Consider the following 25,667-nt stretch of genomic DNA (forward strand, 5'->3'; position numbering starts at 1 on the left):
GTTGGAAGACGCTTTGAACATATCGATTCCAAAGGTCTTTGGTTCAACTCCGGCAATGGCAGCGAGTTCAGCAGCGATTGTTTTGTCTAACTCAGTGCAGGTTGGGGACTTGAAGATAACAGTATCGGAAAGAATAGCTGCCAGTAAAATTCCAGCGATAGCTTTTTCAGGAACTAAGCCTTTTTCTTTGTAGGCTTGAGCAACAATGGTGCAAGTAGAACCAACTGGCTCAATGCGAACATAAAGGGGTTCTGCAGTTTGGAATCCGCCTACTTTGTGATGGTCAACGATTTGTACAAGTTGAGCTTGATCTGCACCAGCAACCGCTTGTCCGTACTCGTTGTGGTCAACGAGAATCAATTTTTGTTTAGCCTCTACAGACTCCAATACCTGAGGAATAGCCACTCCATAATAATTGAGTACATACTCAGTCTCTTTATTGAGTTTTCCAGCTGAACAAGGAACAACATTGGCAGTCCCCGTGAGTTCATTTAAACGAGCTAAAGCAATCGCAGAGCAAACGGAATCTGTATCTGGGCTTTTATGACCAACAACATAAATTACATCTGACATATTTAACACCTAAACCTTTCTTTTCAAAAAATTTGAGACGCACAGTGGATAGAAAACTGGCCGGCGCCCGAAGACACAGTCTTCGCACGTATTAGCCTACTTTCAGCCTAACGAAGGCGGCACCTTAGTTGCACTTAAAAAATGTCACAGTTTCGTTAATTTGGCATACTCTGCAATCAATTTCTTGATTCCAGCGTCAAAAACAATGGACAGTTCCGCTTGATTTCCCTCTCCCTTAATGGAGACAATAATCCCTCGACCAAACGTCGCGTGTTCCACTTTTTCTCCTACCTGATGCGCCTCACCCCCTTTAATGACCAGAGTACTCCCAAAATCTTTTTCCCATGACCCAGAACCTAAAGGAACTTTTCGATCCGAAATGGCATCCCGTCTCCGAGTCGGTTTAGACGAAGTAGCAGGACCACGTCTAGGCGGATCAAGCGGGTCAATATCCGTCATTAAATCTGACGGTATCTCCATTAAAAAGCAAGAAGGCTGATTGTATTGCGTCTTGCCATAGAGCATCCGCATTTCAGTATTACAAAGATATAATTTTTCCCTCGCCCGAGTGATGGCGACATAACAAAGTCGGCGTTCTTCCTCTAAAACCATCGGCTCCATCATTGAACGGCTACTCGGGAAAATCCCATCTTCCATACCCACCAAAAAAACAACTGGGAATTCCAAACCCTTCGCACTATGCATCGTCATTAAGGCCACGGCTTCCTCTGCTTGATCTAATTCATCAATATCGGCTACCAAAGAAACTTGTTCTAGAAAGCCGCTCAACCCCGGGACAGCCTCTTCCTCTTCAACCCCATCATTTAACGCATTTTGCGCAGCTTGAGCAGCTTTAGCATCATACTCAGCAGTTACAGAGATAAATTCCATCAAATTTTCTAGGCGTGTTTCTGCCTCTGGTGTGTTTTCCGCTTCAAGAATCGCTTTGTACCCCGTCTTGTTCAAAACTTCTTCCACTAGGTCCGATACACTAGCTTCTCGCGAAAAATCCAGTAAACCTTGCATCAAGTGCGCAAAAGCAATTACTGGTTTTTTCGCTCGGGTCGACAATTCCGGAATATAATCAGCCTCCAAAATAGCGTCCAAGACGGCCATTCCTTGTTCATTGGCATAATCTAAAATCTTTTGCAGGGTGCTGTCCCCAAGTCCGCGTTTCGGAACATTGAGCACACGAGCAAAGCTCACTTGATCAGCCGGATTATACAAAACTCTCAAATAAGCAAGGATGTCTTTAATTTCCATACGTTGATAGAATTTTAGCCCCGAAAACACGCGGTATGGGGTTGCAGCCTTCATCAACCGCTCCTCCAAAGCACGAGACTGAGCATTCGTGCGATAAAGAATGGCAAAATCATTAAACGGACGTCCTTCTAGCTCATGTAAACGTTGAATTCGATTCACGACATAGCTAGCCTCATCTCGCTCGTCTGACCCAACATAACAGACAACAGCCTGCCCTTCTGAGTTTTCCGTCCAGAGTGATTTCTCTTTGCGAGATTCGTTATTTCTGACGACCGCATTAGCAGCATTAAGGATCATTTGCGTCGATCGATAGTTTTGTTCAAGTTTAATGACCTTCGCTTCGGGATAGTCTCGTTCAAAATCGAGGATATTTTGGATATCCGCTCCGCGAAAACCATAGACAGACTGATCATCATCCCCTACGACGCAGAGATTTCGATACTCGCTCGCCAATAATTTTATCAGCATATATTGGGCATGATTCGTATCTTGGTACTCATCCACCATAATATAGCGGAATTTATCCTGATAATATCGATAGACATGGTCGCTTTGCTGAAAGAGCTGAACCGTAAGCATGATAATATCATCAAAATCAAGCGCATTATTGCTCTTGAGTCGTTTCTGATAAGAACGGTAAATATCCACGACTTTTTGTTCATAGTAGCTTGCAGCCTTATAGGAAAACTCTTCAGGATCCTGAAGTTTGTTCTTGGCATCACTAATCACTGCCGCCACACTGCGCACTGGGAATTTTTTATCATCATAATTGTGTTCTTTTAAGCAGGCTTTGACGAGCGATTGTTGATCTCCTGTATCGTAAATGACAAAATTCTTAGTATACCCTGGCAAATTATCGATTTCACGTCTCAAAATACGGACACACGCCGAGTGAAACGTCGTGACCCATAATCCATATCCCTCACTACCCAGCAAGGTGGCCACTCGCTCTCGCATCTCTTTCGCCGCTTTATTGGTAAACGTAATTGCTAATATCTGACTGGGTTCTACCCCTTGAGCAATTAAATGGGCAATTCTATAGGTAAGCACTCGGGTCTTACCCGACCCTGCTCCCGCAAGAATTAGAAGCGGCCCTTCTCTATATTCTGCAGCTTCCCGCTGCACTGGATTCAAATCATCTAGCCGATACACGACCCCTTCACCTCACTTCTTGTGCTTATTATAACATACTGTACGTCCTGCTGTTGCTTGATTTGCCAACTGTCTGGCTTACCATTAAGATATCACAATAATGATTTGCTATACCAAAAGGTAATCGATGCCATAGGAGAAACTCTATTACTGGGCCAATTTAGCAGAATATTATCGGGATTTGATAAGACAGCCTCCTCTTCATAGAATATGGACCTCTTGTTTCTGGGTTAAGAAAGAAATATGCACGAAAATAGGTGAGAAATACTTATAAAACGACAAACAAGGCTAAAGCCAGTTGCCTTATACCGCAATCTCCGTAGAAAAATATTTATCGTAACATAAAAAAAGTTAATGGAGACTTAACCCTTCTCCATTAACCTCATTCTCCATCTGAACTATTATACTCTGTCCAACAAAAACTCGAAAGACAAATACCGTCAATACTTTGGGGAGAATCCGTACATTTAATCCACCCTCTTAAAATCAAGTCCCTTCATAAATTCTTCTTGAAATTCCTTCCTGGTCGAAAGTTCCATATGTTCCGCTCGTCTAGCCAGTGAATTTGCCCTAGCCCTCTCTTCCATCGAAAGCAAGGCCATTTTTGCCCCATCACCCGCTGCATTCCCAATCGTCTTGATTTTTTCCAGTGACAGGGATGGAAGTAATCCAATTCCTACTGCACTTTCCTTCCTAATATAATTGCCAAACGCTCCCGCTAAAAGTACCCGATCAATCTCTTGGGGAGTAACTCCCATTTCTCGTACGAGTATCATAATTCCCGCCATGATGGCTCCTTTGGCTAGTTGCATTTCTCGGATATCCTTTTGAGAAAGCACAATATCCTCGGCCGACGCCGTTTCCTTACCCCACACTAGGACAAACTCACTTGCCCGCTCAGTTTTGCGCAATCGCTCGCGTACCAAGAAAGGTAACTTATCTAGTTGGGCGGGTCCACTTGCGAACCGTCCAGTCGGACCAATAACCCCGGCCTTGAACATTTCGGCAATCGCGTCGATCAGGCCAGAGCCACAAATTCCACGTGGTTTTCCCCCAGCGATGATGTCCAACTCGACATCTTCAGTGATCCGCACTCCTTCGATCGCACCCTCTGCCGCACGCATACCGAACTTAATCTCAGCCCCTTCGAAAGCAGGCCCCGCCGCCGCCGAACAGGTAAGTATTCTATCCTTTCCGCACAGAACAATTTCTCCATTCGTGCCAATATCTACAATGAGACTGACCCCTGGCAAACGATCAACTTCAGCCGCTAACATGACTCCAACTGTATCTGAACCAACATAACCAGCCACATTGGGAAGCACCCTCACGGTTCCAGTGCCTAATATAGCCAATCCTATCTCGCTCGCTTTGATTTCGACGAATTCTCGAAAGACTGGGATAAAGGGCGCAGGGGCTAAATAGGTAGGATCAATTCCGAGGAATAAGTGGGCCATCGTCGTGTTGCCCACTACGACGGCCTGATAGATTTCTTCCCTACCTATCCCACTTTCTTGGCACAATCGATGAACAATCATATTCAGTCCATCGATTACCTTCTCTTGCAATTCCTGCAATTGCCCCGGCCCCCTAGCTGCATGAGTAATCCGTGAAATGACATCAGCTCCAAAAACCTGCTGAGGATTTGTCAACGCCCCGCTTGTTATTACTATACCGCTGCTCAGCTCCATTAAATAGACAACCACTGTCGTTGTGCCAATATCCATAGCCACTCCAAAGCAACGTTTAGACGTATCACCAGATTCTACTGTAAGAAGTCGGTTCCCATCCAACACGACGGTCACCTGAAAATTCCCTTGTCGAATTATCTTAGGTAAAGAAGCTGCCGCTGTGCGATTAAATTCAATCCCTGTAACAGGCAATACAGCCAACAACCGTTCCCAGTCAGGAGTCTGATCCTCGACACTTGGCTTAGACAGCTTCACAGGATACTTTCGTACACTAGGTGCAATAGTTGCATTCGCTCGCCCAACAAAGTCCGTCTTTCGCCTATAAGCATCTTTTTGATCTTGAAGTTTTATGACCGTATCCTGGGTCAAGATGTGTTGACAAGCCAATACCCAGCCAGCTGCCAACTCCGAAGAACTCAAAAACTTAGTTTCAATCACCGAAACCTGAGAAGTTTGAGAAGGGTTTTCTAGAGGAACTTGCACTTTGCATTTACCACAAGTCCCCTTGCCGCCACAGGTACTTTCTACTTGCACTCCAGCGGCACTGGCTGCTTGCAAAATTGTAGATCCGACTGGAATCTGAACAACGTTATTCGAGGGTAAAAATGTAACATTAATCATCTCAAACACTCCTTTGGATAGTTGAACTTAGGAGTCCGCTCCGTAGGTAAGGTGTATGGATACTCCTGGAGGAACAATAAGGAAATCTTCATCCCATTCTTCAAGAAAGGCCTTAGTTATTAGTTTCAATGTACCCGGAACAACCTCCTGCTTAAGGTTTAATTTTTTTGCAAACTCGGCAGTCTTGTTCATTGCAGACTCTAGATTATAACTCCCCGTATCAATGAAATTAAGATTGGAGTAATGCGCAAACATGGCTTGAAAAATACGCATCGCTCTTGCTTCACCATATTTTTCCAAGCTCTTTTCATACTCCCAGTAAATATTCTTCTCATACCGAAGCCAACCATCCGTCAAATAAAAGGCGGGGGTCTTACGGCTGAGAGCAAGGCGATTCCGGTTTCCCCCGAGCAGCAAGGATATACAGTCTTCAACCTTTGGAACCACTAATCGGGCCTGTGCAGCAACAAGACCTTCAATGCTATTGCCACAGTATCCAAACAATAAAAGAATATTGTCCACGCCATAAATTTTATCGATTTCCAATTGTATTCTTTCCTTCAACTGAGAAGGAAAATTATGTAGGCCGGATTCAACCCACACGATCGGGAAAGAAGCAGGCAAGGTATTATAAACAGCCTTCAGTTCATCCTCAATCGTTCGACAGGCTATGGCAATTGTTTTCAAGCTAACTACCTCGCTTTTTTATTAAATTGTTCGGCTATAGTTGATCCGAAGTTCACGAAGATCCCCACTTATAGAAGTAGGGATCTTGAAAATGGACAAAAAACTTGGTTTACTCACTTCAGTGAGACCTTCTGAACATACGGTTTCTTGAAAATCCGAATCCAGAATACTAAACTTGCTAAAGCAAAAGCTACATATAAAAGCCCCATGACCCTAACTCTATTTGCCCAATCCAAAGAAATGATGACCATACCAATACTGCCAAAGACTGTAAAAGCAAAGGACATCAAAGATACCACTGCTCCTGTATCTCCCTTTTGCTGCTCCAACATCAAGTTGGCGGTTGGGGGACGAGTAATACTGCCTGCTAGTGTCGCAGGTATTAATGACAGGGCAAACATCCAAGGGCTGAGAACTCCTACTGTAGTGATCAATACCCCACTAAAACAGGCGATAACAAAACTGGCTGTGATTAGGGAAGTCGGTTTAAATAACTGGGACAGCCTCATATAAAGCAAAGGACCAATCACCATGAAAAAAGCATTCGCGGCAAAATAATAACTGTAAACCTGTTCACTTAAACCAAATTGGTTCACATAAATATAGGACGAGGATGAAATGAACGACATCATCGGAATTCCCATTAAGGAAAGTGTAACTAAAAGAGACATAAATCCTGGATTTTTGGCAACAACTCCTAATCTTCCTAAGGATTGAAGGATACTTCCCGTAGAACGCTGGTCAACAGTTTCTTCCATGGCGATGACCGTTAATGTAATCAAAAGACCGATAAGCGCTAGAACAAGAAATACTCCGCGCCATGAAGTAAACCTTAATATTAATGCACCGACAACTGGGGCCACAATCGGGGCAATCATAGTCATCGATGAAACTAAGGCCAAAACAGATACACGTTTTCGCCCTGAATAGCTATCCTTAACAACTGCTTGAGCGACAGCCGTTGCGGCGCCACTAGCAACCGCTTGAAAAATTCTAAATATAATCAATTGGTATACATTTTCAGAAAAGGCGCACAAAACGCTCGCGGCTGTGTAAATGACTAAACCTATCAATAAAATACGTTTTCGCCCATACTTATCACTGAGAGGGCCCCAGAACAGAGAACCTGCCGCATAAAAAATAAAAAATAATATCAGGGTAAGATTAATTAAACTAGGAGCAGCCTGAAAATTCTCGGCCATTCTCGGTAAGGCAGGTAGGTAAAGATCTGTTGATAAAGGGATAAAAGCGCTTAAAAAGGCAATTAAGATAATTAGTCCTCTTTTTCCTAAATATTTTTGGCTTCTAAGTTCCCCTTCCATGCTATTGATGTCGGTATTCATTGTTTTATTGACTCCATTCTAATCACGTATTGACCTGCTTAAGTTTATATCGTAACTCATAAAAAAGGAAGTTAGATTAGGAGGCACCCAGGTCGGGCACCTCCTATTTAACCGTTAACCACTTTTTAGACTTCGAAACTGAGTCCTAGTCTACGCCCCAAAGATTTGATCCGCGATTTTAACTCCATCCGTAGCGGCTTGGGCACTGTAATCTGCTCCTACATGGTTTTTAACAAGTTCGTCGATGTAATTACCACCGATCAGAACTTTGGTGTTTAAACCCGCTGCACGAATAGCATCAATCGTTTCCTTCATGGATTCCTGGCAACCCGTTAACAGGACACTCATCCCAACGAGTGGGGCATTTGACTCCTTAATAGCCTCAATAAACTTTTCCTTAGAGACATCCACACCCAAGTCTATAACATTATATCCAGACCCTTTGAGAAGCATCACGACGATATTTTTGCCTAAATCATGGATGTCCCCTTTAACCGTTCCCATGACAATGTTACCCTTATACTCAGCATTACTTCCGCTCAGTAGCGGCTCTAATATAACCATAGAATCCTGCATAATTTCACCGCACATAATCAGTTCACCTAAGAAATACTCACCTGATTCAAACCGACCGCCGGCTTCAGCCATACCTTGTTGCAAGGAATTTACAATTTCTAAAGGAGAAACACCGCTATCTAAACGTTCCTTAACCAACTCTGCTACTTGCTGCTCTTCTAATTCAGCAATTGCCTTCGATAAAGAATCTGTAAGCATAATTATCCCACTCCTTTTTGATCGTTATTTCTGACATTAAATTACTCACAGTTAATATACTAGCGTTGCGCCCAAAACCATATAAAGTTATAAGCAAAATCATCGAGTTTTTCCCATTCCTTTTTGGCAATCTCTTCATTACCAGGAAACTCTCCGAATTCCTCCATTTTCACTTTCCAAGGTACACATACACCTGGATCAGGATTTAAGACTTTTTCTTTTTCAGACATTGAATACCCCTCCTATCCTTTTAATAAGTGCCGTACTCCCTTGCAGCTTCGATCATAGCGATCACATTTTCTTTCTTAGCGTCCCCCATGACAACTCCACCGGAATCCAAAATAAATCCTCCATCACCGGCCAATTCATCAAAGGTTCTCTTTACATGCTCTTTAATCTTTTCAGGAGTGCCATAGGTTAACAGGGTTGTAGGCATACCACCCTGCAGACAGAATCGGCCTCCCAAAATTTCTTTCGCTTTTTTGGCATCCGTAGTATCAATTTGGAAAATAATACTTTTATCCGGCAGTTCCGCAATCTTCTCCAGATACGGGGTCCAATCCCCTTCGGCATAAAATAACATTCTTTTTCCTTTAGCCCACAAGCCTTCAATCGTCGCCTTCAAGGATGGCCAATAGAAGGTATCCCATTGGTGAGGGTTAAGGAATGGATAAGCTCCGCGGTGGAGTGGAGCAAAACAAGGGAAACGTGTATCTGCTCCTGCACCTGCAACACCACAATTGACATTATGAGGAGTAATGGCATCGCAGGCAGCGAGGACTTTCTCAGGTCGACGGCGAAGATCCAAAAGAACCCCTTTCATTCCCCGTAAAGCATCCCCTAAAGTGTCAAACGGTGCTTTAGTAAACCCTGTCCCTTGTCCGACAATCCCATGATCCACGGTCCATTTTCCCCAAGCTGCACCCATCATTCCACCTGAAATGGCAAAGGCAGCTGCCCCTTTGATTAAGGCTACAGTGGATCTGTAAGATCCGGGATTCTCTAATTCCTTGCTAATATTCGGCAAATAGTGATTAACAAGCCATTCTGTCGGGCTGGCAATAAACTCATCGTAATCGTCTGCTTTCATATATTCCTGTTCATTAAATTGGAAGGTAGAGTTTTCATCCACTCCAATGCCAGGGAACTTATATAACTTAGAACCCATCGCATCAAACATTGGCGGCCACCATAATGAAGGACCACCCTTGAAAATATCAAAATCCAAGCCTGGCAACATCTCACTCACAATATTGTTGCTTTTATCGAGATCATAGTAAATCTCTTGGAGCGTGGTACCCGTATACTTGACAATCCATTCACCAATCCCAAAAGCAACGGGAACCATGTCTGGCTTTCCACAATCCATGGCAGTCGTGTAGCGCTCTAATCTCTTTTGATAAAGCATTTCCTTTTCGTTCATCTTGATTTTCCCCTTCCTACTTTCAAATGATCAAGTTGACCTACTAGCTTACATCCAGACACAAAACCTTAGTCTTCAAGTAATTCACCACGGAAGGCCTTTAAAAATTTCTTACCAAAACGATCCTTACCTAGAAGAAAATCATTCGTAATGACTGAAGTCATAATTTTCCTATCTAGAGGATCGAGAATGGCCGCATCCATGTCAAAGGCCATGCAAAGGGTTAAAAAATGTCGGTTAACAACTTTTCTCTTGGGCGTATTGAAGGAGATATTACTCAAGCCAGAGACTGTCTTGACCTTTAATACTCGTTTAATATCCGTTAAACATTTAAAAAACATAGTGGCATTATTATGGCTTACAGCCTGGGGCAGTACGAGTGGATCGATATAAAGATTCGTTAAATCGTAATTATTCTTAGCTAATATCTCAACAAGACGTTCAGAGAGCACCATTCTCTCTTCAGAAGTTTTTGGAATTCCATTGTCATCTAAAGTCAAGCCGACTACAGGACACTGATATTGGAGAACGAGTGGAAGTACCTCATCTATACGATTTTTTTCCAAAGAAATAGAGTTAACTAAGACTTTACTTTTATCCCCATTGACAGTTTCCAAGCCTCTTCTGATCGCTGCAGCCGAAGTGCTGTCGATACATAAAGGTATATCCGTTACCTCTTGAACTGTACGCACAAGCCACTCCATGTTGACGACTTCGTCCCCTTGTGCCGTGTTTAAATCTAAGTAGTCAGCACCAGCAGCTACTTGTCTAAGGGCTAAATCCTGAATAGCAACGGTATCTTTATCATTGATTAACTGCCGAACACTAGGAATCGAGCTATTTAACTTCTCACCAATAATCAACATCTCTGGCAACCCTCCCAAGTCGATTTCTCATCACGATAGACCAAATTTAATTCCAAGCATCAACCCCTTCTATTAACTACCAAAGGCGCGATAGGGCTTGGACTATTTAGTATTTACAGTAGCATCACTCATCAACATTAAATAATATGAGTCCCACATATGAAACTGTATTCTTCCCGTTGTAATAGGGCATTCCACAAGTTTTTTCTAACGCCATAACATCGATTCCACATGCTTCCACTGAAAACAAAGCCTGGTCGGGGAATCTACACGGCTCACCCTCCAGAAAAGTACACTGAGCACAGAACGTACAGGGACCAGCATTTAAGGGTAGGTTGTTGTTTAAATGGTGGTTTTTTTCAAAGCTGCCTAGAATTGATCTGAAAATGGCAGTATGACTAATAGCCGCGGACATCATCCCTTTCCAGTCAAAGGAACTTTTTAGCTCATGGACTGTCTGAAGAAGTAGGCCTTGTTTAAAGCTTAAAACTTTATTTTTCAGAACAGAGATTGAACCTACTGCGGGGGACACATCCAGTTCTTGTTGTATGATCCACAAGCATTCTTTTCACATAAAGCTCGAAACTCTTCATTAAACTTAATGTCTGCAACATCCACTAGGGAAGCATGGGTAGCCTTCAATTCTAAGGCATTCAGGATCAGGTTGTTAATATCCACTTTATGACTCCCTCGTTCCTTGAAAAGCCTTCCAATATAATACATACATATGTCTATACAAATTTTAAGACAAAAAAATTATTTCAGACTTGTATGAATGTATAGACATCTCATTTGTCTAAATAGTATCATAACTGTATTATACCGTCAATACAGAATTGTTAAATTATTTAGTTCAGTCTCAAGACTTTGAGACTGAACTTTCTTCTAATAATAGGATTTCCCGATAGATTTTTAGAGCTTCCGTTACGTCGTTTGCATAAAAATCAGCGCCTGTAAATTCTTTGACTTGTTGATTCACAGGGTACCCACCCACAACAACTTTAACTTTGTCCCTCAGACCAGCATCCCCTAAAAGATCGATGACTCTCTTAATAGAACCAATGCAAAAGGATAGCAAAACACTAATACCTAGAACCGATGCTTTTGTTTCATTAAGAGCTTGAATAAACTTTTCAGGCGTCACATCGACTCCTAAGTCATGAACTTGATAACCTGCGGAACGCAAGAGGTAGATGATGATATTTTTACCGAGATCGTGAATGTCCCCTTCGATGGTTCCCATTACAATAGATAAGCCTGTTTGAGAAGTATTTAAAGGAATATGCGGCTCTAAAATCCGCATAACTTCTTTGAGAATTTCCTCTGACATAATGAGATCAGAAAGATAATAATGACTATCACTATATTTTTCCCCAACGATTTCTACTCCCCGACGGCAACTCTCAATGATTTCCATAGAAGTGTAACCCGCTTGGATTCTTTCCTCTACTATCCTAAGGGTTTTTTCTTCATCAAGGTCCGCCATAGCTATTTGTAGTTCGTCTTCCAAATTAAGAACCCCCAATTAGCTTAATCTTTTTTATACCATCCATCATAGCTCGTCAATTTATATCGGTCTCCCCGGTAAACAGATTTACTCCAACCCACTGTCTTAAGATCCTGGTCATAGATCGTCTGCTCAATTAGAAACACAGGTGAATTGGGTGCTATCCCGAGAATAACTGCTTCTTCCTCGGTACAGGCCGCAACTTGAAGAACCTTTTTTGAGCTCATAGGCATATATTCCGTATGGGCAACAATCAAACTTGGCAAACTTGGATCTTTTAGTTCTGATTCTAGGATCGGCTTACTCTTACTATAGATAGTATATTTTACTTCATAAGAAAGCCGCTCATCCTCAGCGGAAAGTACCGTTCGAAAATATAAGAATCGCTTGTGTTCTTCATCCACTTGAAACTTTGCCTTAAGTTCGGTATTGGCCCTGATAATTTTGGCTTCTAAGAGAGTGGTTTTATAATTTAAACCTCTCTTTTTGATTTCTTCATTGAAATCATTCAGTTCAAAAATTATATTATCTAATTTTGGTGTCGCAACAAAAGTTCCTCTGCCTTGCTGAGCATAAACCATACCTGCCGCCACCAATTCAGAGATGGCTCTTCGGACCGTCATTCGGCTAATTTCAAAGCGTGAAGAGATTTCATGCTCAGTTGGTAGAGACTCCCCTGGCTTGAGGTCACCTCTTCGTATTTGTTCTTCAATTAACTTAAATAGTTGATAGTAGATTGGAATCACTGAACTCTTGTCGATCACTTCTTTATGAATCACCAAAAACACCTATTCCTAATTATAATTGTCTATACATTCAAACTTTGGCTAATCTTAGCATGCTCGTCTATTAAGTGTCAATAAACAATATTCTTGAATCGTCATGCGTGGCGCACTACAAAAAACCCCCACGTCGAAGTGGGGGTTCAGAAAATTGGCTAAGCCTATTAAAACTCACAGGAATTTGCCGTCCTCGGGAACGAGATGACATCGCGGATATTGGACATTCCCGTCAAATACATGATGACTCGTTCAAAACCTAGGCCATAGCCCGCATGTTTCACACCGCCATACCGCCGCAGGTCCAGATACCACCCGTAATCCTCAGCGTTCAGTCCTGATTCTTGCATACGATTTTGTAAGACTTCTAAGCGTTCTTCCCGTTGACTTCCGCCAATGATCTCGCCAACTCCGGGAACGAGTAGATCCATAGCCGCCACGGTTTTGTTATCCTCATTTAAGCGCATATAAAACGCCTTAATTCCCTTCGGATAATCCGACACAAAGACAGGCTTCTTAAAGATCTTTTCTGTCAAATAGCGTTCATGCTCAGTTTGAAGATCGATACCCCAATGAACAGGATACTCAAAGTCGACATCTTCCTTCTCAAGCAATTCTACAGCCTCGGTGTACGTAATATTAGCAAATTCGGAGCTTAAAATATTTCCTAAGCGATCAAACAAAGTCTTATCGACAAAGTTATTAAAGAATGCCATTTCCTCTGGTGCATTATCTAGAGCATACTGGATAATAAATTTCATCATCTCTTCCGCCAAATTCATATTATCGGAAAGATCTGCAAAGGCAATCTCGGGTTCAATCATCCAAAATTCCGCAGCATGTCTGGCTGTATTCGAGTTCTCCGCACGAAACGTGGGGCCAAACGTATAGACATTGCGAAAAGCCATGCAATACGTTTCCACATTGAGCTGACCACTCACCGTCAGGCTGGCAACACGTCCAAAGAAGTCTTTAGAAAAATCAACATTGCCCGCTTCATCTTTTGGAGGTTGAGCCATATCAAGGGCTGTCACCCGAAACATCTCTCCAGCACCCTCAGCATCACTGCCGGTAATAATCGGGGTATGGACATAGACAAAACCCTTTTCCTGAAAGAACTTATGTATCGCATAGGCAACCACAGATCTCACACGAAAGACCGCTGCGAACGTATTCGTTCTAGGGCGCAAATGGGCAATCGTCCGTAAATATTCAAACGTATGTCGTTTTTTCTGAAGAGGATAATCCGCGGCAGACAAGGCCAGAATTTCAATGACCTCCGCTTTTAATTCAAACGGTTGCTTCGCTCCCGGGGAAGAGACAAGAGTTCCTTGGATACGAATTGCAGAACTAATCGTCAGCTTCCCAATCTCCACAAAGTTGGCAAGACTTTCTTCAAACACTATCTGAATGTTTTCAAAAAAACTTCCATCATTGATTTCAATAAAGCCAAATGCTTTTGACGTGCGTACTGTGCGTACCCACCCAGATAGTTCTACTTTCTGATTGAGAAACCGATCCGTCTCTCTGTAAATTTCCTTTACGGTTAGCAATTGCATAGTTACCTCCTCAGACTATCCCTTGAGAGTATGAATTTTATATTTACCGAGAGCAAATATAAAATTGGACCCCTATAATTATACCTGATTAGAATGCTAACTTCAAATTACAAACCGCTGACTCTGGGCCTTCAGTTCTTCCATCAAGACTATTAACTGTTTTGCACTATCACGAATTGTGCTGATTGTCGCACTCATTTCTTGCGTCGAGGCGGCCATTTCCTCTGCCGCTGCTGCATCTTCTTGACACATTGCCGCAACCTCATAGACTGATTTAGAGACTACCTGTTCCATCTGAACGACTCGTCGAACCTCTTCCTCCATGACCCCCAGCAGGTGAGCTACCGTTTGAGTTCCCCCTGAAATCTCGGTAAATTGTCCCAAGGCCCGCTCCCCGATTCCTGATTGCTCTTCGATGAGGTTGACTGCTTCTTCTGTAGTTTTAGCTGAAGCTTCAACATTCAGAGTCACTTCATCAATCAACTTGGCGATCCGGGAGGCACTTTGCCTTGATCCTTCGGCCAGTTTGCGGACTTCTTCAGCTACAACCGCAAATCCACGTCCCGCATCCCCAGCGCGAGCTGCTTCAATCGCCGCATTAAGCGCAAGAAGATTCGTCTGGTCGGAAATCTCGGTAATAATTTGGGTAATTCCACGAATTTCTCTTGTCTGCTCTCTGAGAATATGACTTCCCGTCTGAATTTCTTCCACTTTGGCCGTGAAGATTTGCATCTTTGCTGCCAAATCCTTGAGTATTTCTTCGCCACGCAGTGTTTGGGCCGTTACGTCAGAGGTACTACTAGCGACGCGCTCCATGTGTCCAGCTAAAATTTGGACGCTCTGATTGATACCTTTACTTTGGTCACCGATCTCACTCGTACTCTCCGCAATTTTTTGAGAACTACTCGCTACCTGACTGACACTTGCAGCCACCTGATCGGCACCTTGCGAGGTTTGATCGGTTGCCGCTGAAATTTCCCTCGTCGACTCCTCTACATGCCCTACCGCTTGATTAATCGAGAAACATATTTCCTTTGTATTATCAAGCATCTTTTTCATGGCCTTGGCAAGGGTCGCTAACTCTCCATACGTATTCGTTTTAATAGCTATGTTCAAATTACCTGTGGCCAGAACCTCCGCATCTTCCGCTAACTGAATCAACGGTCTGGTAAAGGCTAAAGAGACAAAATATCCTGAAACCACACCAAGAACAAGCACCAGTAACCCCACCATGAAAATCCATCGTTTTAAGGAGTTTAACTCTTGTACAACCCCTTCTCGCGAGAGCACGGTCTTTATGTAGCCTTTTACTTCACCTTGATAGTTTTTAAAAGGAATGAGCAAAACATTAGACTGACCATCCCCACTTATTGTAAATTGAGCTTGTCCATCAACGAGTCCTGTTACCAATCCTTCCGAAACTGGAAAATTATCTTGTCCAGTACCAGCCATTAACCCTTTATTCTCCTTCACATTTTTAACCATGGAAGTAGATGGATCGAGAAGATAGATAAAATAGGCTCCTGGGTTCTTCTTCTGTAAAGCACTTAAAAAATCTTCACCGAAATCCATTCCATATTCTACAGTACCTACCCACTGATCTTGATACTTGACCGGCACCACCACTCGAAACCCATATCCTTCGACCCCCTCTTCCAGCCCTTCCACAATCTTATGTTCTTTATTGGCGGCCACTACAGTAGGTCGGATTTTCGAAAGATCATCCCCAAATTTGTTAGGTGAATGCGCCCGATAGAACGAAGTAGCCGGTGCAAGGTGAAACTGAAGTTGGCTAAAGCCTTCTTTCTTGATCTCGTCAAAAACGGGCTGAACCTGACGGGCAAGGGAAGCCCGATCTCGTTCTGCAAAAGCCTTTGCCACGTCCGGATTCATGCTTATTGATAGCACTGAAGACCTCGCATGATCTAGTCGATTAACAAATTCATCCTGTGTTCCCTGAACCGCAAGCTTTTCCGTTTGAAGCTCACTTGTTTTGAGCAGTTTTTCGGCATTCCAAAGGCTTGCTACTGATAACGCTGCCACCACCACAATAACCACTAAACCAGCTAAAAGGGTAATTCGAGTTCTAATTGACATGGAATGTTTAATCTGCTGCTTAGACATAAAAATCTCCTCCAGTTCAAATTTGTGACAAATCTTTTCTATTTTATGTTTATCTAGCCGATAGCTAACTGCCGTTTCTACCCCGGGACTCTACCCCACCTGGAGTTTACGAAGCTCTCACTTATTGAAGTGAGGGTCATGAAGATTTGACAAAAATCCAGTCTAATTTTATACCGAATGTATTAAATTAAATGAAATCTACGCGACATAATCTATGTCCAATAAGTGACATAAAAGAATGCATCAAATTAAGCACCCAAAGAGTTTAATCTTAGGTGCTTATAATAGGAAACAATGATTATTCATAGTTTAATAGTATCGAAAAAACTTGACACACTATTCTAAGGATAGACTATAAAATTTGGAAGGTTAAAATGTTTTATTCGCAGCCCAAGTAAAACGTTCGTCAATATTGTCAGATTAACAATTCAAGTAACCTCTCCTCAGTCAGTTCCTCTGCGGAATAAATAGGGATATTATGCTCCGTCAGCAATGCCGCCGTCACTCCCTGACCCGACTTGATCTGATGTGAAAAGCTACCATCATATATATAATTCACTCCACAGGAAGGACTCCGCTCCTTGAGAATCGCCGCAGTGACCGTAACCATTTCTACGATTTTAATGACTTCTTTTGCACCTAGAATAAATTCCGAGGTGACGACTTCTCCCTGCTCACCCTGGGCCATACATTGTCCATTAAGAACATCCTTTCCAGTTCCGCCGATAATCTCCACTGGTACTCTCGGAGTTGGCAATCCGCCTAGTTGTTCAGGACAAACTGGGATAAACTTTCCCAGGGCACTATATTTTTGAAGCAAAGCTTGAGCATTTGCGTTTCCATCATACTTAGTGTTTAACCCAAGTAGACAAGCACTTACAATAATCATAGTAATATAGTCCTTTTCTCAACATTAACTTCCCCTGGCTAAGGAGTTACTCTTCTAACCCTGTCAACAAACTTGTTTCAACTATAAGTTTCATCGATATCGATTCCAGCCATTTTAATAAGATACATAGCATTTCGCGTAGTTGAAATCCCGGCTCGAAGTTTATAATCAAACTGTATTTGATCGTTTGTATAATACTCCCGAAAATGATAGTTTCGAATTTTTCGTTCACTTTCTCGTTCAAGTTCTCCCAGTTCTAAATCATGGGTGGAAACCATCCCTATTGCTCCAACTTTGCTTAACTGCCGAATCAAAACCTTGGCCCCTGCATGACGATCCTGTGAATTCGTTCCTTTAAAAATCTCATCTAACAAGAAAAAAATTCTCTTATCCGTCTTCGTGGCACTGACGATCTGCTTAATTCGCAATAATTCCGCATAAAATGAAGAGATATTTTCTCCGAGGTTATCACTCACGCGCATACAGGTATAAATCTGCAGTCTTGAGCAACTAAAGGACTGAGCATAAACTGGTGCCCCAGTATAGGCCAACACTAGATTAATACCTACTGTCCGGAGTAACGTGCTTTTCCCAGACATGTTGGAACCTGTAATTAACAAAATTCCAGAGTGTTTCTCGATCGATACATCGTTACAAACTGAGGCTTTCAAAAGTGGGTGTCCCAATTTGACTGCGATAATTCCGGAATCTTCTGATCTAATCTCCGGAAATCCCCAATCTGGATGCTCGAAGTGAATAATTGAAAGACTAGACAAGGCTTCCAATTCGGCAATTGCGTTAATCCATTGACCCAGAGAACGACCTGATTTCTCTTTCCAAGATTCTAAGGCAATCATACACTGGATATCCCAAAGCGTTAAAATATTGATGATCAAAAATATGGCATTATTACGGTTGGCTATTAGATCGGCCAAACGCGCTAGTTTCCTGATCTGTTCAGAGGCAGATTGACCATCACGATCGCGTAAGCCCTTTTTTAGAGATTTAAGATATTCCGATTGAAAAGACCGTTTTTCAAAGCGATCTAACATCGTTTCATAAGTTTTTAAACTTTCCCGATTAGAATAAACTGCATTAAGCACTTTACCTCTTTGCTTTCCCATCAAGAGTATTAGCGACTGAACTACAACACCAATCAGAGGATACCAAAAAGAAATTCTTGAGGTCATAAGATAGAGCAGCAAAAATAGGATCGTAATGATCGGAAGTGCACGGGCTATTATCCGTACCCTAACGCGCAGATAACTAGAATCGAAGGTCTTCGCCCATTCAATAATGGCTGCCGGAGAGCTCAGCGCACTCTGTGTCATACTTGCATCCGCTAAAAGCCGCTGACGCCAAGCCAGATTCTTTGAGATTTCCTTAATCGCTGCTTGTTTTTTCAAGATCACATCAATCTCAATTGGGGGCTCAGACAACCACTCTTTTAGGGTTTCCCTTCCTCTAAAAGTTTTAGCGGTATTAATCCATTGAAACAAAGAGCCCAAGCCAAAAAGATCGAGATCGTCCGAATAAGGATGAGCTGGGTCTTTGAAATCCTTACCCAAATCTGAAAAGGATTTCCATTCTCCAGCAAGGCGCTTCAAGGCATGATCATAGTTTTCATAAATCAATCGAATGTAACTTTGACGCCTTTTTAAAGTTTGGTGCCGAACAACCAAGATGGCAAACGCTAATACGGTTAAAGTAACCATACTTATCCCTAAAGAAGTAGTTCGATTTAAATAAAAAAATATAGCTAGCCCACTGCCAGCAAGAAATGTTGCAAGTCTTATATTACTTAAACGGTTAATCGTCTGGGTTAAGTTCTCCATCCGTCGTGCATAATACGTTTTTCGTTTTTGATATTGTTCTTTAGGCTCTATCAACTACATACCTCCAAATACATTACCTAAGAAAACTGTTAAAGTTTTTGTCTCTATCAGTATTATACACCACCCGAACAAGCATTACCACATCTTGGGATTCATTTCATCCTTTCTTCCCTAATAGTTGCCCGAATGTTATACTTGGATACTGGAGGGATTAGATTATTATGGAACAAAAGAAATTATCGTCCATGTTACTGGCCTTGGATTCTCTTTCAATTTATAGGGGACTCTTAGAAGATAAGGTATTTATTAAATTGAAGACACTCCTTATTTCCCTAACGAAAGCAGAGGTAACCTTTAGAGAAGTTATCAACACCTATCATGAATTTTACTTTGAACTTGCCAAAACTGGTACAATGTCACTTGCTGATTATGTCCTTGATCGGATAATCTTTGATGAAAATCCATTCACCTTTCAACAACAAGCTGTTGAGATTAACAACACCAATGTGCTTGAGAAAGCTGTCGCCCGGGATTTGGACGGTCTCCAACTTATAGCTGGGCTTAATTCTGCTTTAGTTAAAACCCACCTAGTTGCTCTATATAACAATGATCCCCATGATACCCTCATTGAAGAACTTCCAGAATGGGTTGTAGAAAGTCATAACACTACCCTTGCAAACCATCTAAATCAAATAAAAGAGCATATAAATGCCTGCGACCACTGGCAAGACTGTTTAAAAGAGCTCAAAAAGTTCCATAAACACTTTGGTTGTGGATTATTCGCACGCTATTTCGCCTTTGTTTGGGAAAGAATTGACGGTTCAGGTTACATAAGGGGAATCGATAATCCTGATGCCATCACTTTAGACGAACTAGTAGAGTACCAAAATGAGCGTACAAGAATTATCGAAAATACTCTTCAATTTCTGAAGGGCTTCCCATCCAACAATGTTCTTCTCTATGGAGATCGGGGTACAGGGAAATCATCTACTGTTAAAGCTATACTTAACGAATATCATAGTCAGGGACTGAGGATGCTAGAAGTTCCAAAGGCTTATCTTGCTGACTTCCCCTCGATCATTAGGCATTTAAAAAATAGGGCCCAAAGGTTTATCATCTTCGTGGATGATCTTGTCTTTGGGGACAACGAAGAGAACTATACTTCGCTTAAAGCGGTGCTCGAGGGCGGCCTTGAAAGTAAAACCTCCAACATATTAATTTATGCCACTTCCAACCGAAGACACCTAGTGAAGGAATATTTTAGCGAGAGAGCTGGCTTACAGTCGGGCAACCATAATGAGGAAGTACACGCCGGGGACAGCATGCAGGAAAAGCTTTCGCTCGCGGATAGATTTGGTATTAGCGTGGTATTCTCATCACCCGATCAAAAACGGTATCTAAATATAGTCGATGGAATTGCGACAAACAGACATTTAACGATGGACAAAGAAACGTTGCATCGAGAAGCTTTACAGTGGGCTCTTTGGTATAACGGACGTTCTGCACGGACGGCAAGACAGTTTGTCGATTGGATTGAGGGACATGATACTCTCAATAACACCTGAAGCTAAGTATTTAGAACTTGTGGAGAACCATTAAGATCTAATGAAGATTGAGGACAGAGGAGCTTACCTTTAGGATGTCCCCGATAACGCTCCATTCTCTTTTTTTCTCCTCATATCGCTTGGTGTTCGCTGGGCTAGAGGATGTAAGCTTGTGAAACGTTAAATTTGGTATTGTCCCGAATCCAATCCATTTTTTGTAGGTTTCGTACGCTTTGCCTCCATTAAATACCACTGTTTTTATAGTAGGATATCTCATAAACAGACCCCTGAAATCGTTTACTTGCTCTTCTCGAATCTTTGAGTCCAGACTCCCCTCTCTAAAACACCTCTCAATGACATCCCATAATGCAATATGTTGATTCTTAATGAATAGAATCCGTTCTTCATAGTCTTCATAAGGGTCCAAGTCAAAGAGGGCAAAGATTAATTTCCAAAATTGATTCCTGGGATTCGCATAATACTGTTGTAATCTGAGGGATTCCACCCCTGGCATGGACCCTAGAATTAAAATTCGCGATTGCTCATCCGCAATCGGTTGAAATGAACGCAGCAAACTCAGTACAATCTCCCCCTTTTAGCTGTGAGAAACCTAATCAGTCAGTCCCCACCACTTTGCTCCTACGTTCTACCTGCACAACATCGCGCCAAGTACCGTTGTTCATTTTTCCAAGTTTCTTATTGATACCAACTTCGCGAAAACCGCATTTTCTATGCAAGGCTAAGCTCGCCGCATTTTCCGGAAAGATACCGGACTGCAACGTCCAGAAACCCCGTTCCTCAGAACACCTAATCAATTCTTCCAGAAGCCTAACTCCGATTCCCTGTCCACAATAATCCTGGGCCAGATAAATACTTACTTCCGCGACACCAGCATAAACACTACGGCCTGAAACTGGACTTAGAGCAACCCATCCCACGACCTTATTCTCGCATTCGGCGACTAATCGACAGGTCTTTACATGAGCAGTATCCCACATCTCCCAATCTGGCGCCTTAGTCTCGAAGGTAGCGTTTCCAGATTTGATCCCCTCAATGTAAATGTCTCTTACCAGTTCCCAATCAGCTTCAAACATTCCTCTAATCTTATAGTTCATGACTAGAATCACTCCAATCTCATATATATAGAACCTTATTTCCTAGGCCGTTTCTCAAGACCGAGTAAGTCCTCGATTCGTTCATTCATATAGTTGTAAGAATCCTCGATCCCTCTGTTATATATGTAAGGTCCGATTTCATTGACGATAAAATCCAACAGCAACTCCGCTCCCAAATGAGTGATTTCCTCATTCCTCTCATTCCAAAAATACTTCCTAATGGCTTCAAGAAGAACTTCTCTAACTTCTTTTTTAAGTTCTATTTCCATTTTTGGCATATAATTCTCCCCTTCAATTTATGACTTATTCAAATTCATGTGAGATTAGGTACACAAACCATTATAAACTATGTTTAAGTATGCATAAAGTTTCATTTGCTGGCGAATAATGTTAAAAAGCAGGAAGGAGCGTCACGCATGGAAGACTATTTTGATAACATAGATAGTACGGAGCAAAATCTGAAGTATTTTACGGAACATCACGAGACAATTTATAAGGCCTACGAAACTTATGGTCGTTTAGTACACGAAGAAGGTGGTCCGTTAGATGAAAAGACTTGCTGGTTAATAAAAGTCGCTTTGTCAACAGAATGCCAGTATCCTAGAGCCCTAAGAACTCATATTTATAAAGCTTTAAATTGTGGTTGCACAAAAGAAGAAATTGAACATGCCATTCTCTTAGTGGCTCCCAGCGCTGGGTTCCCTCGAACAATGTCTGGGATTCTAGCCCTAAGAAGTCTCTTAAATGAAGCTGAAACCAGCTCAATTCATTAATTCCTATGAAACCCCAAAGTTTCGATTAATTTGAAGTTTCTGAAGTTCCAGGCCCTCAACCTTTGATTAAGGTATGAGGGCTTGCTTAATTTCTTCAATTGAGGAATTTCTCCAATTCCATTATTAACATGCTATATCTTCTCTTAATAAAATGATATACTGTATTCTTGGTATATGTATATTTATATGTAAATCTATAATAAAGGAACGATTAAAAATGATTAGTACCAGTGGGTTAACTTTAAGATTTGGTAAGCGAGCATTATTTGAAGATGTGAATGTAAAATTTCTGCCAGGAAACTGTTACGGCTTAATTGGCGCTAATGGCGCAGGCAAATCGACGTTTCTAAAAATTTTAGCGGGTGAAATTGACTCTTCCAGCGGGGAAGTCATCCTCACCCCGGGCGAGCGAATTGGCGTCTTAAAACAAGATCACTTCGAATTTGAAGAAACTGAAGTCCTGAAAACTGTCATCATGGGACACGCTAAGTTATTCGAAATCATGGAAGAAAAAGATGCTCTCTATTCCAAGCCGGACTTTTCAGAAGCAGACGGAATTAAGGCTTCCATACTCGAGGGGGATTTCGCGGAACTTAATGGTTGGCAAGCTGAGGCAGAGGCCTCAGAACTATTAATGGGACTAGGCATCGGCAAGGATCTCCAAAGTAGCAAAATGAAAGAACTCAGTGGCCATGAAAAAGTTCGAGTATTGCTGGCTCAGGCTCTCTTTGGCAACCCGAATATCCTCTTACTTGATGAGCCAACCAACCATCTTGACCTAACTTCAATTGCTTGGTTGGAAAACTTCCTCTACAATTACGAAAATACCGTCATTGTTGTCTCGCATGACCGGCATTTTCTAAACAAAGTATGCACTCACATCGCCGACATCGACTTTGGGAAAGTCCAGCTTTACGTGGGCAACTATGATTTTTGGTATGAGTCAAGTCAATTGGCCCTGAGACTTATGCGAGAAGCAAATCGTAAAAAAGAAGATAAAATTGAAGAGCTACAGAAATTTATTCAACGCTTCAGTTCCAATGCCTCGAAAGCAAAACAAGCAACCTCTCGGAAGAAACAACTCGATAAACTAACCCTCGATGATATAAAACCTTCTTCCCGTAAATATCCCTATATTGCCTTCACGCCAGATCGAGAGGCGGGCAACAATATTTTGACCGTCAAGAACTTGACCGTGAGCGTTGAAGGTACAAAAATACTGGATAACCTCTCATTTATGATGAATAAAGGGGATAAAATAGCCTTTGTTGGACCCGATGGCAATGCTAAGACTACTTTATTTAAGGTTCTCATGGGTGAAATTCAACCTGATGAAGGGGAAATCAATTGGGGTATTACTACCACCCAAGCCTATTTCCCCCAAGATAACTCCTCTTATTTTGATACTGATCTCAATCTAGTTGACTGGCTCAGACAATTTTCTAAAGACCCTGACGAATCATTTGTCCGGGGATTTCTGGGGAGAATGCTCTTTTCCGGAGATGAGTCCCTAAAATCTGCCCGCGTCCTTTCCGGGGGTGAAAAGGTACGCTGCATGGTATCCAGAATGATGCTAAGTGGTGCCAATGTCCTTATATTAGACGAACCCACCAATCACCTTGATATGGAATCCATCACGGCTCTCAATAATTCCCTGACTAATCTTGATGGGAATATCCTGTTCGTATCCCAAGACCACCAGTTTGTCCAAACCATAGCTAACCGGATCATTGAGATAACCCCACAGGGACTCCTTGATCGGCAAATGACGTTTGATGAATATCTGGAAAATGAGGATGTTAAGGCCTTACGCGAAACAATGTATGCTTAAACGACACTTAAGCATGCACTCCATAGAAATGTATGAGTGAATACAAAATAATAAATTTGACATCAATCGATTTTTTAGTTATACTGATGCAAGCTCGTTAAAACTAGTGGATTTAAGCAAACCTTCTCTATTACCTAAGGCTCCGGGAAGAAGTTGGTGAACTTGCCATGTAGGCGCGGGTAATATTTTAGTGGAGGTTTTTTATAATGTTCAATGACAAAGTTCTAAATTGCAAAGATTGTGGTCGTGATTTCGAGTTTACAGCCTCAGAGCAAGAGTTCTATGCTGAAAAAGGGTTCACCAATGAGCCTGGACGTTGCCCAGAGTGCCGTGCAGCTAAAAAAGCACAAACCAGAAACCAAGGCGGCGGTGGATATGCGCGTCAACAACGCGAAATGTTCCCAGCTATCTGCGCAACTTGTGGAAAAGAAACAACCGTTCCTTTCCAACCTTCTGGTGACAAGCCAGTATACTGTCGTGATTGCTATCAACCACGTACACGTAGCAATTGGTAAATCGCTAATTTTAAAAACCCTCCAAACCGAAAGGTTATGGAGGGTTTTTTTATTAATTTATTTATTTAATGTACTTTGAACCTCAATAGGGTGGTGTCCCTCGCCAATAAGTTATTGTGTATTAGTGGACGGAGTCATTGATCTAAAGCCCCCATAACCACCCCGCTTACCCATTTCTCCCGGAATAAAGGTGCCACTTTTTAGGGCCTCTTTTTGAACGTCTAACTGAGCTTTTGCTGCATCACTCCAGGTCTTAATTTGCTCTTCAGTTAACTTGCCATAACTTTTCATGGCCTCCACTTGAGCAGTCAGACGGGCTTCAGCAGCGTCACTCCAAGTTTTAATTTGTTCGTCCGTTAGAGGTTGACCATTAGTAAACTTTGTGGCATCACCGCGCATTCCCATCCCTTTACTCCTCATACCTGGAGCAAAGACCTTACCGTTATCGATGGCTTGTTCGGTTGCCTGTTGGCGTTGATCGATAGATTTTTTCATAGCCTCCCCTTGGTCTGCAGTTCTAAGCCCTAACCCCACTTCTTTCTCAACAATTTGTTTCTGGATGCTAAACTTTTGCTTTACCAAGTCCTTAAGTTCAGCAAGCTGAGTTGAATCTGGGGCAGCGAAAACTGCAGTGGCTCCTCCAACCAACAACACTGCACTCAGCACACCTACGGCAAGTCTCTTCTTCAAACGCCATTCCCCCTTCTTAAAAGTATTACCCATCAAGTCTGACACTTCTGATCGGTACACCATTATCTTAACCACTAAATTTGTATAAATTGTGAATTGAAGTTTAAGAAGTT

At 42.1% G+C, this 25,667-nt stretch carries 25 protein-coding genes; 4 read left to right on the forward strand and 21 right to left on the reverse strand.

Annotated features, from left to right (window positions below; all coding sequences use genetic code 11):
- The 17 genes from UF75_RS09480 to UF75_RS09550 all read right to left on the reverse strand — a co-directional run.
- A partial coding sequence (locus UF75_RS09480; RefSeq protein ID WP_045574367.1) for a DHH family phosphoesterase occupies positions 1–573 on the reverse strand: 573 nt, incomplete at its 3' end.
- A gap of 144 nt (positions 574–717) precedes the next feature.
- Complete coding sequence (gene pcrA / locus UF75_RS09485) at positions 718–2,988, reverse strand: DNA helicase PcrA (RefSeq protein ID WP_045574368.1); 2,271 nt, start codon at positions 2,986–2,988, stop codon at positions 718–720.
- 467 nt (positions 2,989–3,455) lie between these two features.
- Positions 3,456–5,300, reverse strand: a complete 1,845-nt coding sequence (locus tag UF75_RS09490; protein ID WP_045574369.1) for an ASKHA domain-containing protein — start codon at positions 5,298–5,300, stop codon at positions 3,456–3,458.
- Positions 5,301–5,327: 27 nt separating this feature from the next.
- On the reverse strand, positions 5,328–5,987 hold the full coding sequence (locus tag UF75_RS09495) for a DUF1638 domain-containing protein (RefSeq protein WP_045574370.1): 660 nt from the start codon (positions 5,985–5,987) through the stop codon (positions 5,328–5,330).
- A 113-nt stretch (positions 5,988–6,100) separates the two neighbouring features.
- Complete coding sequence (locus tag UF75_RS09500; RefSeq protein ID WP_045574371.1) at positions 6,101–7,330, reverse strand: multidrug effflux MFS transporter; 1,230 nt, start codon at positions 7,328–7,330, stop codon at positions 6,101–6,103.
- Between the two features lie 150 nt (positions 7,331–7,480).
- Positions 7,481–8,104, reverse strand: coding sequence for a cobalamin-dependent protein (locus UF75_RS09505; RefSeq protein WP_045574372.1), 624 nt, complete (start codon positions 8,102–8,104; stop codon positions 7,481–7,483).
- Positions 8,105–8,163: 59 nt separating this feature from the next.
- Positions 8,164–8,334: a hypothetical protein gene (locus UF75_RS29020; protein WP_197079360.1), complete on the reverse strand. Its 171-nt coding sequence runs from the start codon at positions 8,332–8,334 to the stop codon at positions 8,164–8,166.
- A 20-nt stretch (positions 8,335–8,354) separates the two neighbouring features.
- Complete coding sequence (locus UF75_RS09510; RefSeq protein WP_045574373.1) at positions 8,355–9,527, reverse strand: uroporphyrinogen decarboxylase family protein; 1,173 nt, start codon at positions 9,525–9,527, stop codon at positions 8,355–8,357.
- A gap of 68 nt (positions 9,528–9,595) precedes the next feature.
- A complete protein-coding gene (locus UF75_RS09515; RefSeq protein ID WP_045574374.1) occupies positions 9,596–10,393 on the reverse strand; it encodes a methyltetrahydrofolate--corrinoid methyltransferase in 798 nt (265 codons plus the stop codon).
- 124 nt (positions 10,394–10,517) lie between these two features.
- On the reverse strand, positions 10,518–10,925 hold the full coding sequence (locus UF75_RS09520; RefSeq protein WP_348983041.1) for a DUF2284 domain-containing protein: 408 nt from the start codon (positions 10,923–10,925) through the stop codon (positions 10,518–10,520).
- Complete coding sequence (locus UF75_RS30995; protein ID WP_348983042.1) at positions 10,910–11,071, reverse strand: DUF2284 domain-containing protein; 162 nt, start codon at positions 11,069–11,071, stop codon at positions 10,910–10,912. Before UF75_RS30995 ends, UF75_RS09520 begins: the two co-directional genes overlap by 16 nt.
- A 181-nt stretch (positions 11,072–11,252) precedes the next feature.
- Positions 11,253–11,903 (reverse strand): cobalamin-dependent protein, encoded by a 651-nt coding sequence (locus UF75_RS09525; RefSeq protein ID WP_045574375.1) that lies wholly within the window; start codon positions 11,901–11,903, stop codon positions 11,253–11,255.
- A 20-nt stretch (positions 11,904–11,923) separates the two neighbouring features.
- The gene (locus UF75_RS09530; RefSeq protein WP_045574398.1) at positions 11,924–12,679 is read right to left on the reverse strand and encodes a GntR family transcriptional regulator; all 756 of its coding nucleotides are present in this window, start codon (positions 12,677–12,679) and stop codon (positions 11,924–11,926) included.
- Positions 12,680–12,846: 167 nt separating this feature from the next.
- Positions 12,847–14,238 carry an asparagine--tRNA ligase gene (gene asnS, locus UF75_RS09535; protein ID WP_045574376.1) on the reverse strand — a complete coding sequence of 464 codons (1,392 nt, stop codon included), beginning with the start codon at positions 14,236–14,238 and terminating at the stop codon, positions 12,847–12,849.
- Positions 14,239–14,340: 102 nt separating this feature from the next.
- Positions 14,341–16,362 carry a methyl-accepting chemotaxis protein gene (locus UF75_RS09540; protein WP_045574377.1) on the reverse strand — a complete coding sequence of 674 codons (2,022 nt, stop codon included), beginning with the start codon at positions 16,360–16,362 and terminating at the stop codon, positions 14,341–14,343.
- 415 nt (positions 16,363–16,777) lie between these two features.
- Positions 16,778–17,251: a DUF523 domain-containing protein gene (locus UF75_RS09545; RefSeq protein WP_045574378.1), complete on the reverse strand. Its 474-nt coding sequence runs from the start codon at positions 17,249–17,251 to the stop codon at positions 16,778–16,780.
- Positions 17,252–17,328: 77 nt separating this feature from the next.
- Positions 17,329–19,140 (reverse strand): MutS family DNA mismatch repair protein, encoded by a 1,812-nt coding sequence (locus UF75_RS09550; protein ID WP_045574379.1) that lies wholly within the window; start codon positions 19,138–19,140, stop codon positions 17,329–17,331.
- 167 nt (positions 19,141–19,307) lie between these two features.
- Between UF75_RS09550 and UF75_RS09555 the strand changes: the two genes are divergently transcribed.
- Positions 19,308–20,651: an ATP-binding protein gene (locus tag UF75_RS09555; RefSeq protein WP_045574380.1), complete on the forward strand. Its 1,344-nt coding sequence runs from the start codon at positions 19,308–19,310 to the stop codon at positions 20,649–20,651.
- 37 nt (positions 20,652–20,688) lie between these two features.
- Here UF75_RS09555 and UF75_RS09560 read toward each other — a convergent pair whose 3' ends face one another.
- From UF75_RS09560 to UF75_RS09570, 3 genes are read right to left on the reverse strand one after another with little or no spacing between them, the layout of a single operon-like run.
- Entirely contained in the window at positions 20,689–21,204 is a 516-nt protein-coding gene (locus tag UF75_RS09560; protein ID WP_242860183.1) for a DNA-deoxyinosine glycosylase, read from the reverse strand.
- Between the two features lie 40 nt (positions 21,205–21,244).
- The gene (locus UF75_RS09565) at positions 21,245–21,745 is read right to left on the reverse strand and encodes a GNAT family N-acetyltransferase (protein WP_045574382.1); all 501 of its coding nucleotides are present in this window, start codon (positions 21,743–21,745) and stop codon (positions 21,245–21,247) included.
- A gap of 35 nt (positions 21,746–21,780) precedes the next feature.
- Positions 21,781–22,023: a DUF2164 domain-containing protein gene (locus UF75_RS09570; protein ID WP_045574383.1), complete on the reverse strand. Its 243-nt coding sequence runs from the start codon at positions 22,021–22,023 to the stop codon at positions 21,781–21,783.
- 138 nt (positions 22,024–22,161) lie between these two features.
- Here UF75_RS09570 and UF75_RS09575 point away from each other — a divergent pair, with 138 nt between their 5' ends.
- The 3 genes from UF75_RS09575 to UF75_RS09585 all read left to right on the forward strand — a co-directional run bounded on the left by UF75_RS09575 (position 22,162) and on the right by UF75_RS09585 (position 24,864).
- Positions 22,162–22,518 carry a carboxymuconolactone decarboxylase family protein gene (locus UF75_RS09575; RefSeq protein WP_045574384.1) on the forward strand — a complete coding sequence of 119 codons (357 nt, stop codon included), beginning with the start codon at positions 22,162–22,164 and terminating at the stop codon, positions 22,516–22,518.
- Between the two features lie 217 nt (positions 22,519–22,735).
- The gene (locus UF75_RS09580) at positions 22,736–24,349 is read left to right on the forward strand and encodes an ATP-binding cassette domain-containing protein (protein WP_045574385.1); all 1,614 of its coding nucleotides are present in this window, start codon (positions 22,736–22,738) and stop codon (positions 24,347–24,349) included.
- Between the two features lie 206 nt (positions 24,350–24,555).
- The gene (locus UF75_RS09585) at positions 24,556–24,864 is read left to right on the forward strand and encodes a zinc-ribbon domain containing protein (RefSeq protein WP_082075079.1); all 309 of its coding nucleotides are present in this window, start codon (positions 24,556–24,558) and stop codon (positions 24,862–24,864) included.
- A 111-nt stretch (positions 24,865–24,975) separates the two neighbouring features.
- Here the strand turns inward: UF75_RS09585 and UF75_RS09590 are convergent, their stop codons facing one another.
- Positions 24,976–25,554, reverse strand: a complete 579-nt coding sequence (locus UF75_RS09590; protein ID WP_045574387.1) for a DUF2680 domain-containing protein — start codon at positions 25,552–25,554, stop codon at positions 24,976–24,978.
- Positions 25,555–25,667 lie beyond the last annotated feature (113 nt).

Origin of the sequence: Desulfosporosinus sp. I2 (assembly GCF_000960765.1) — a bacterium.
Lineage (GTDB): Bacteria > Bacillota > Desulfitobacteriia > Desulfitobacteriales > Desulfitobacteriaceae > Desulfosporosinus.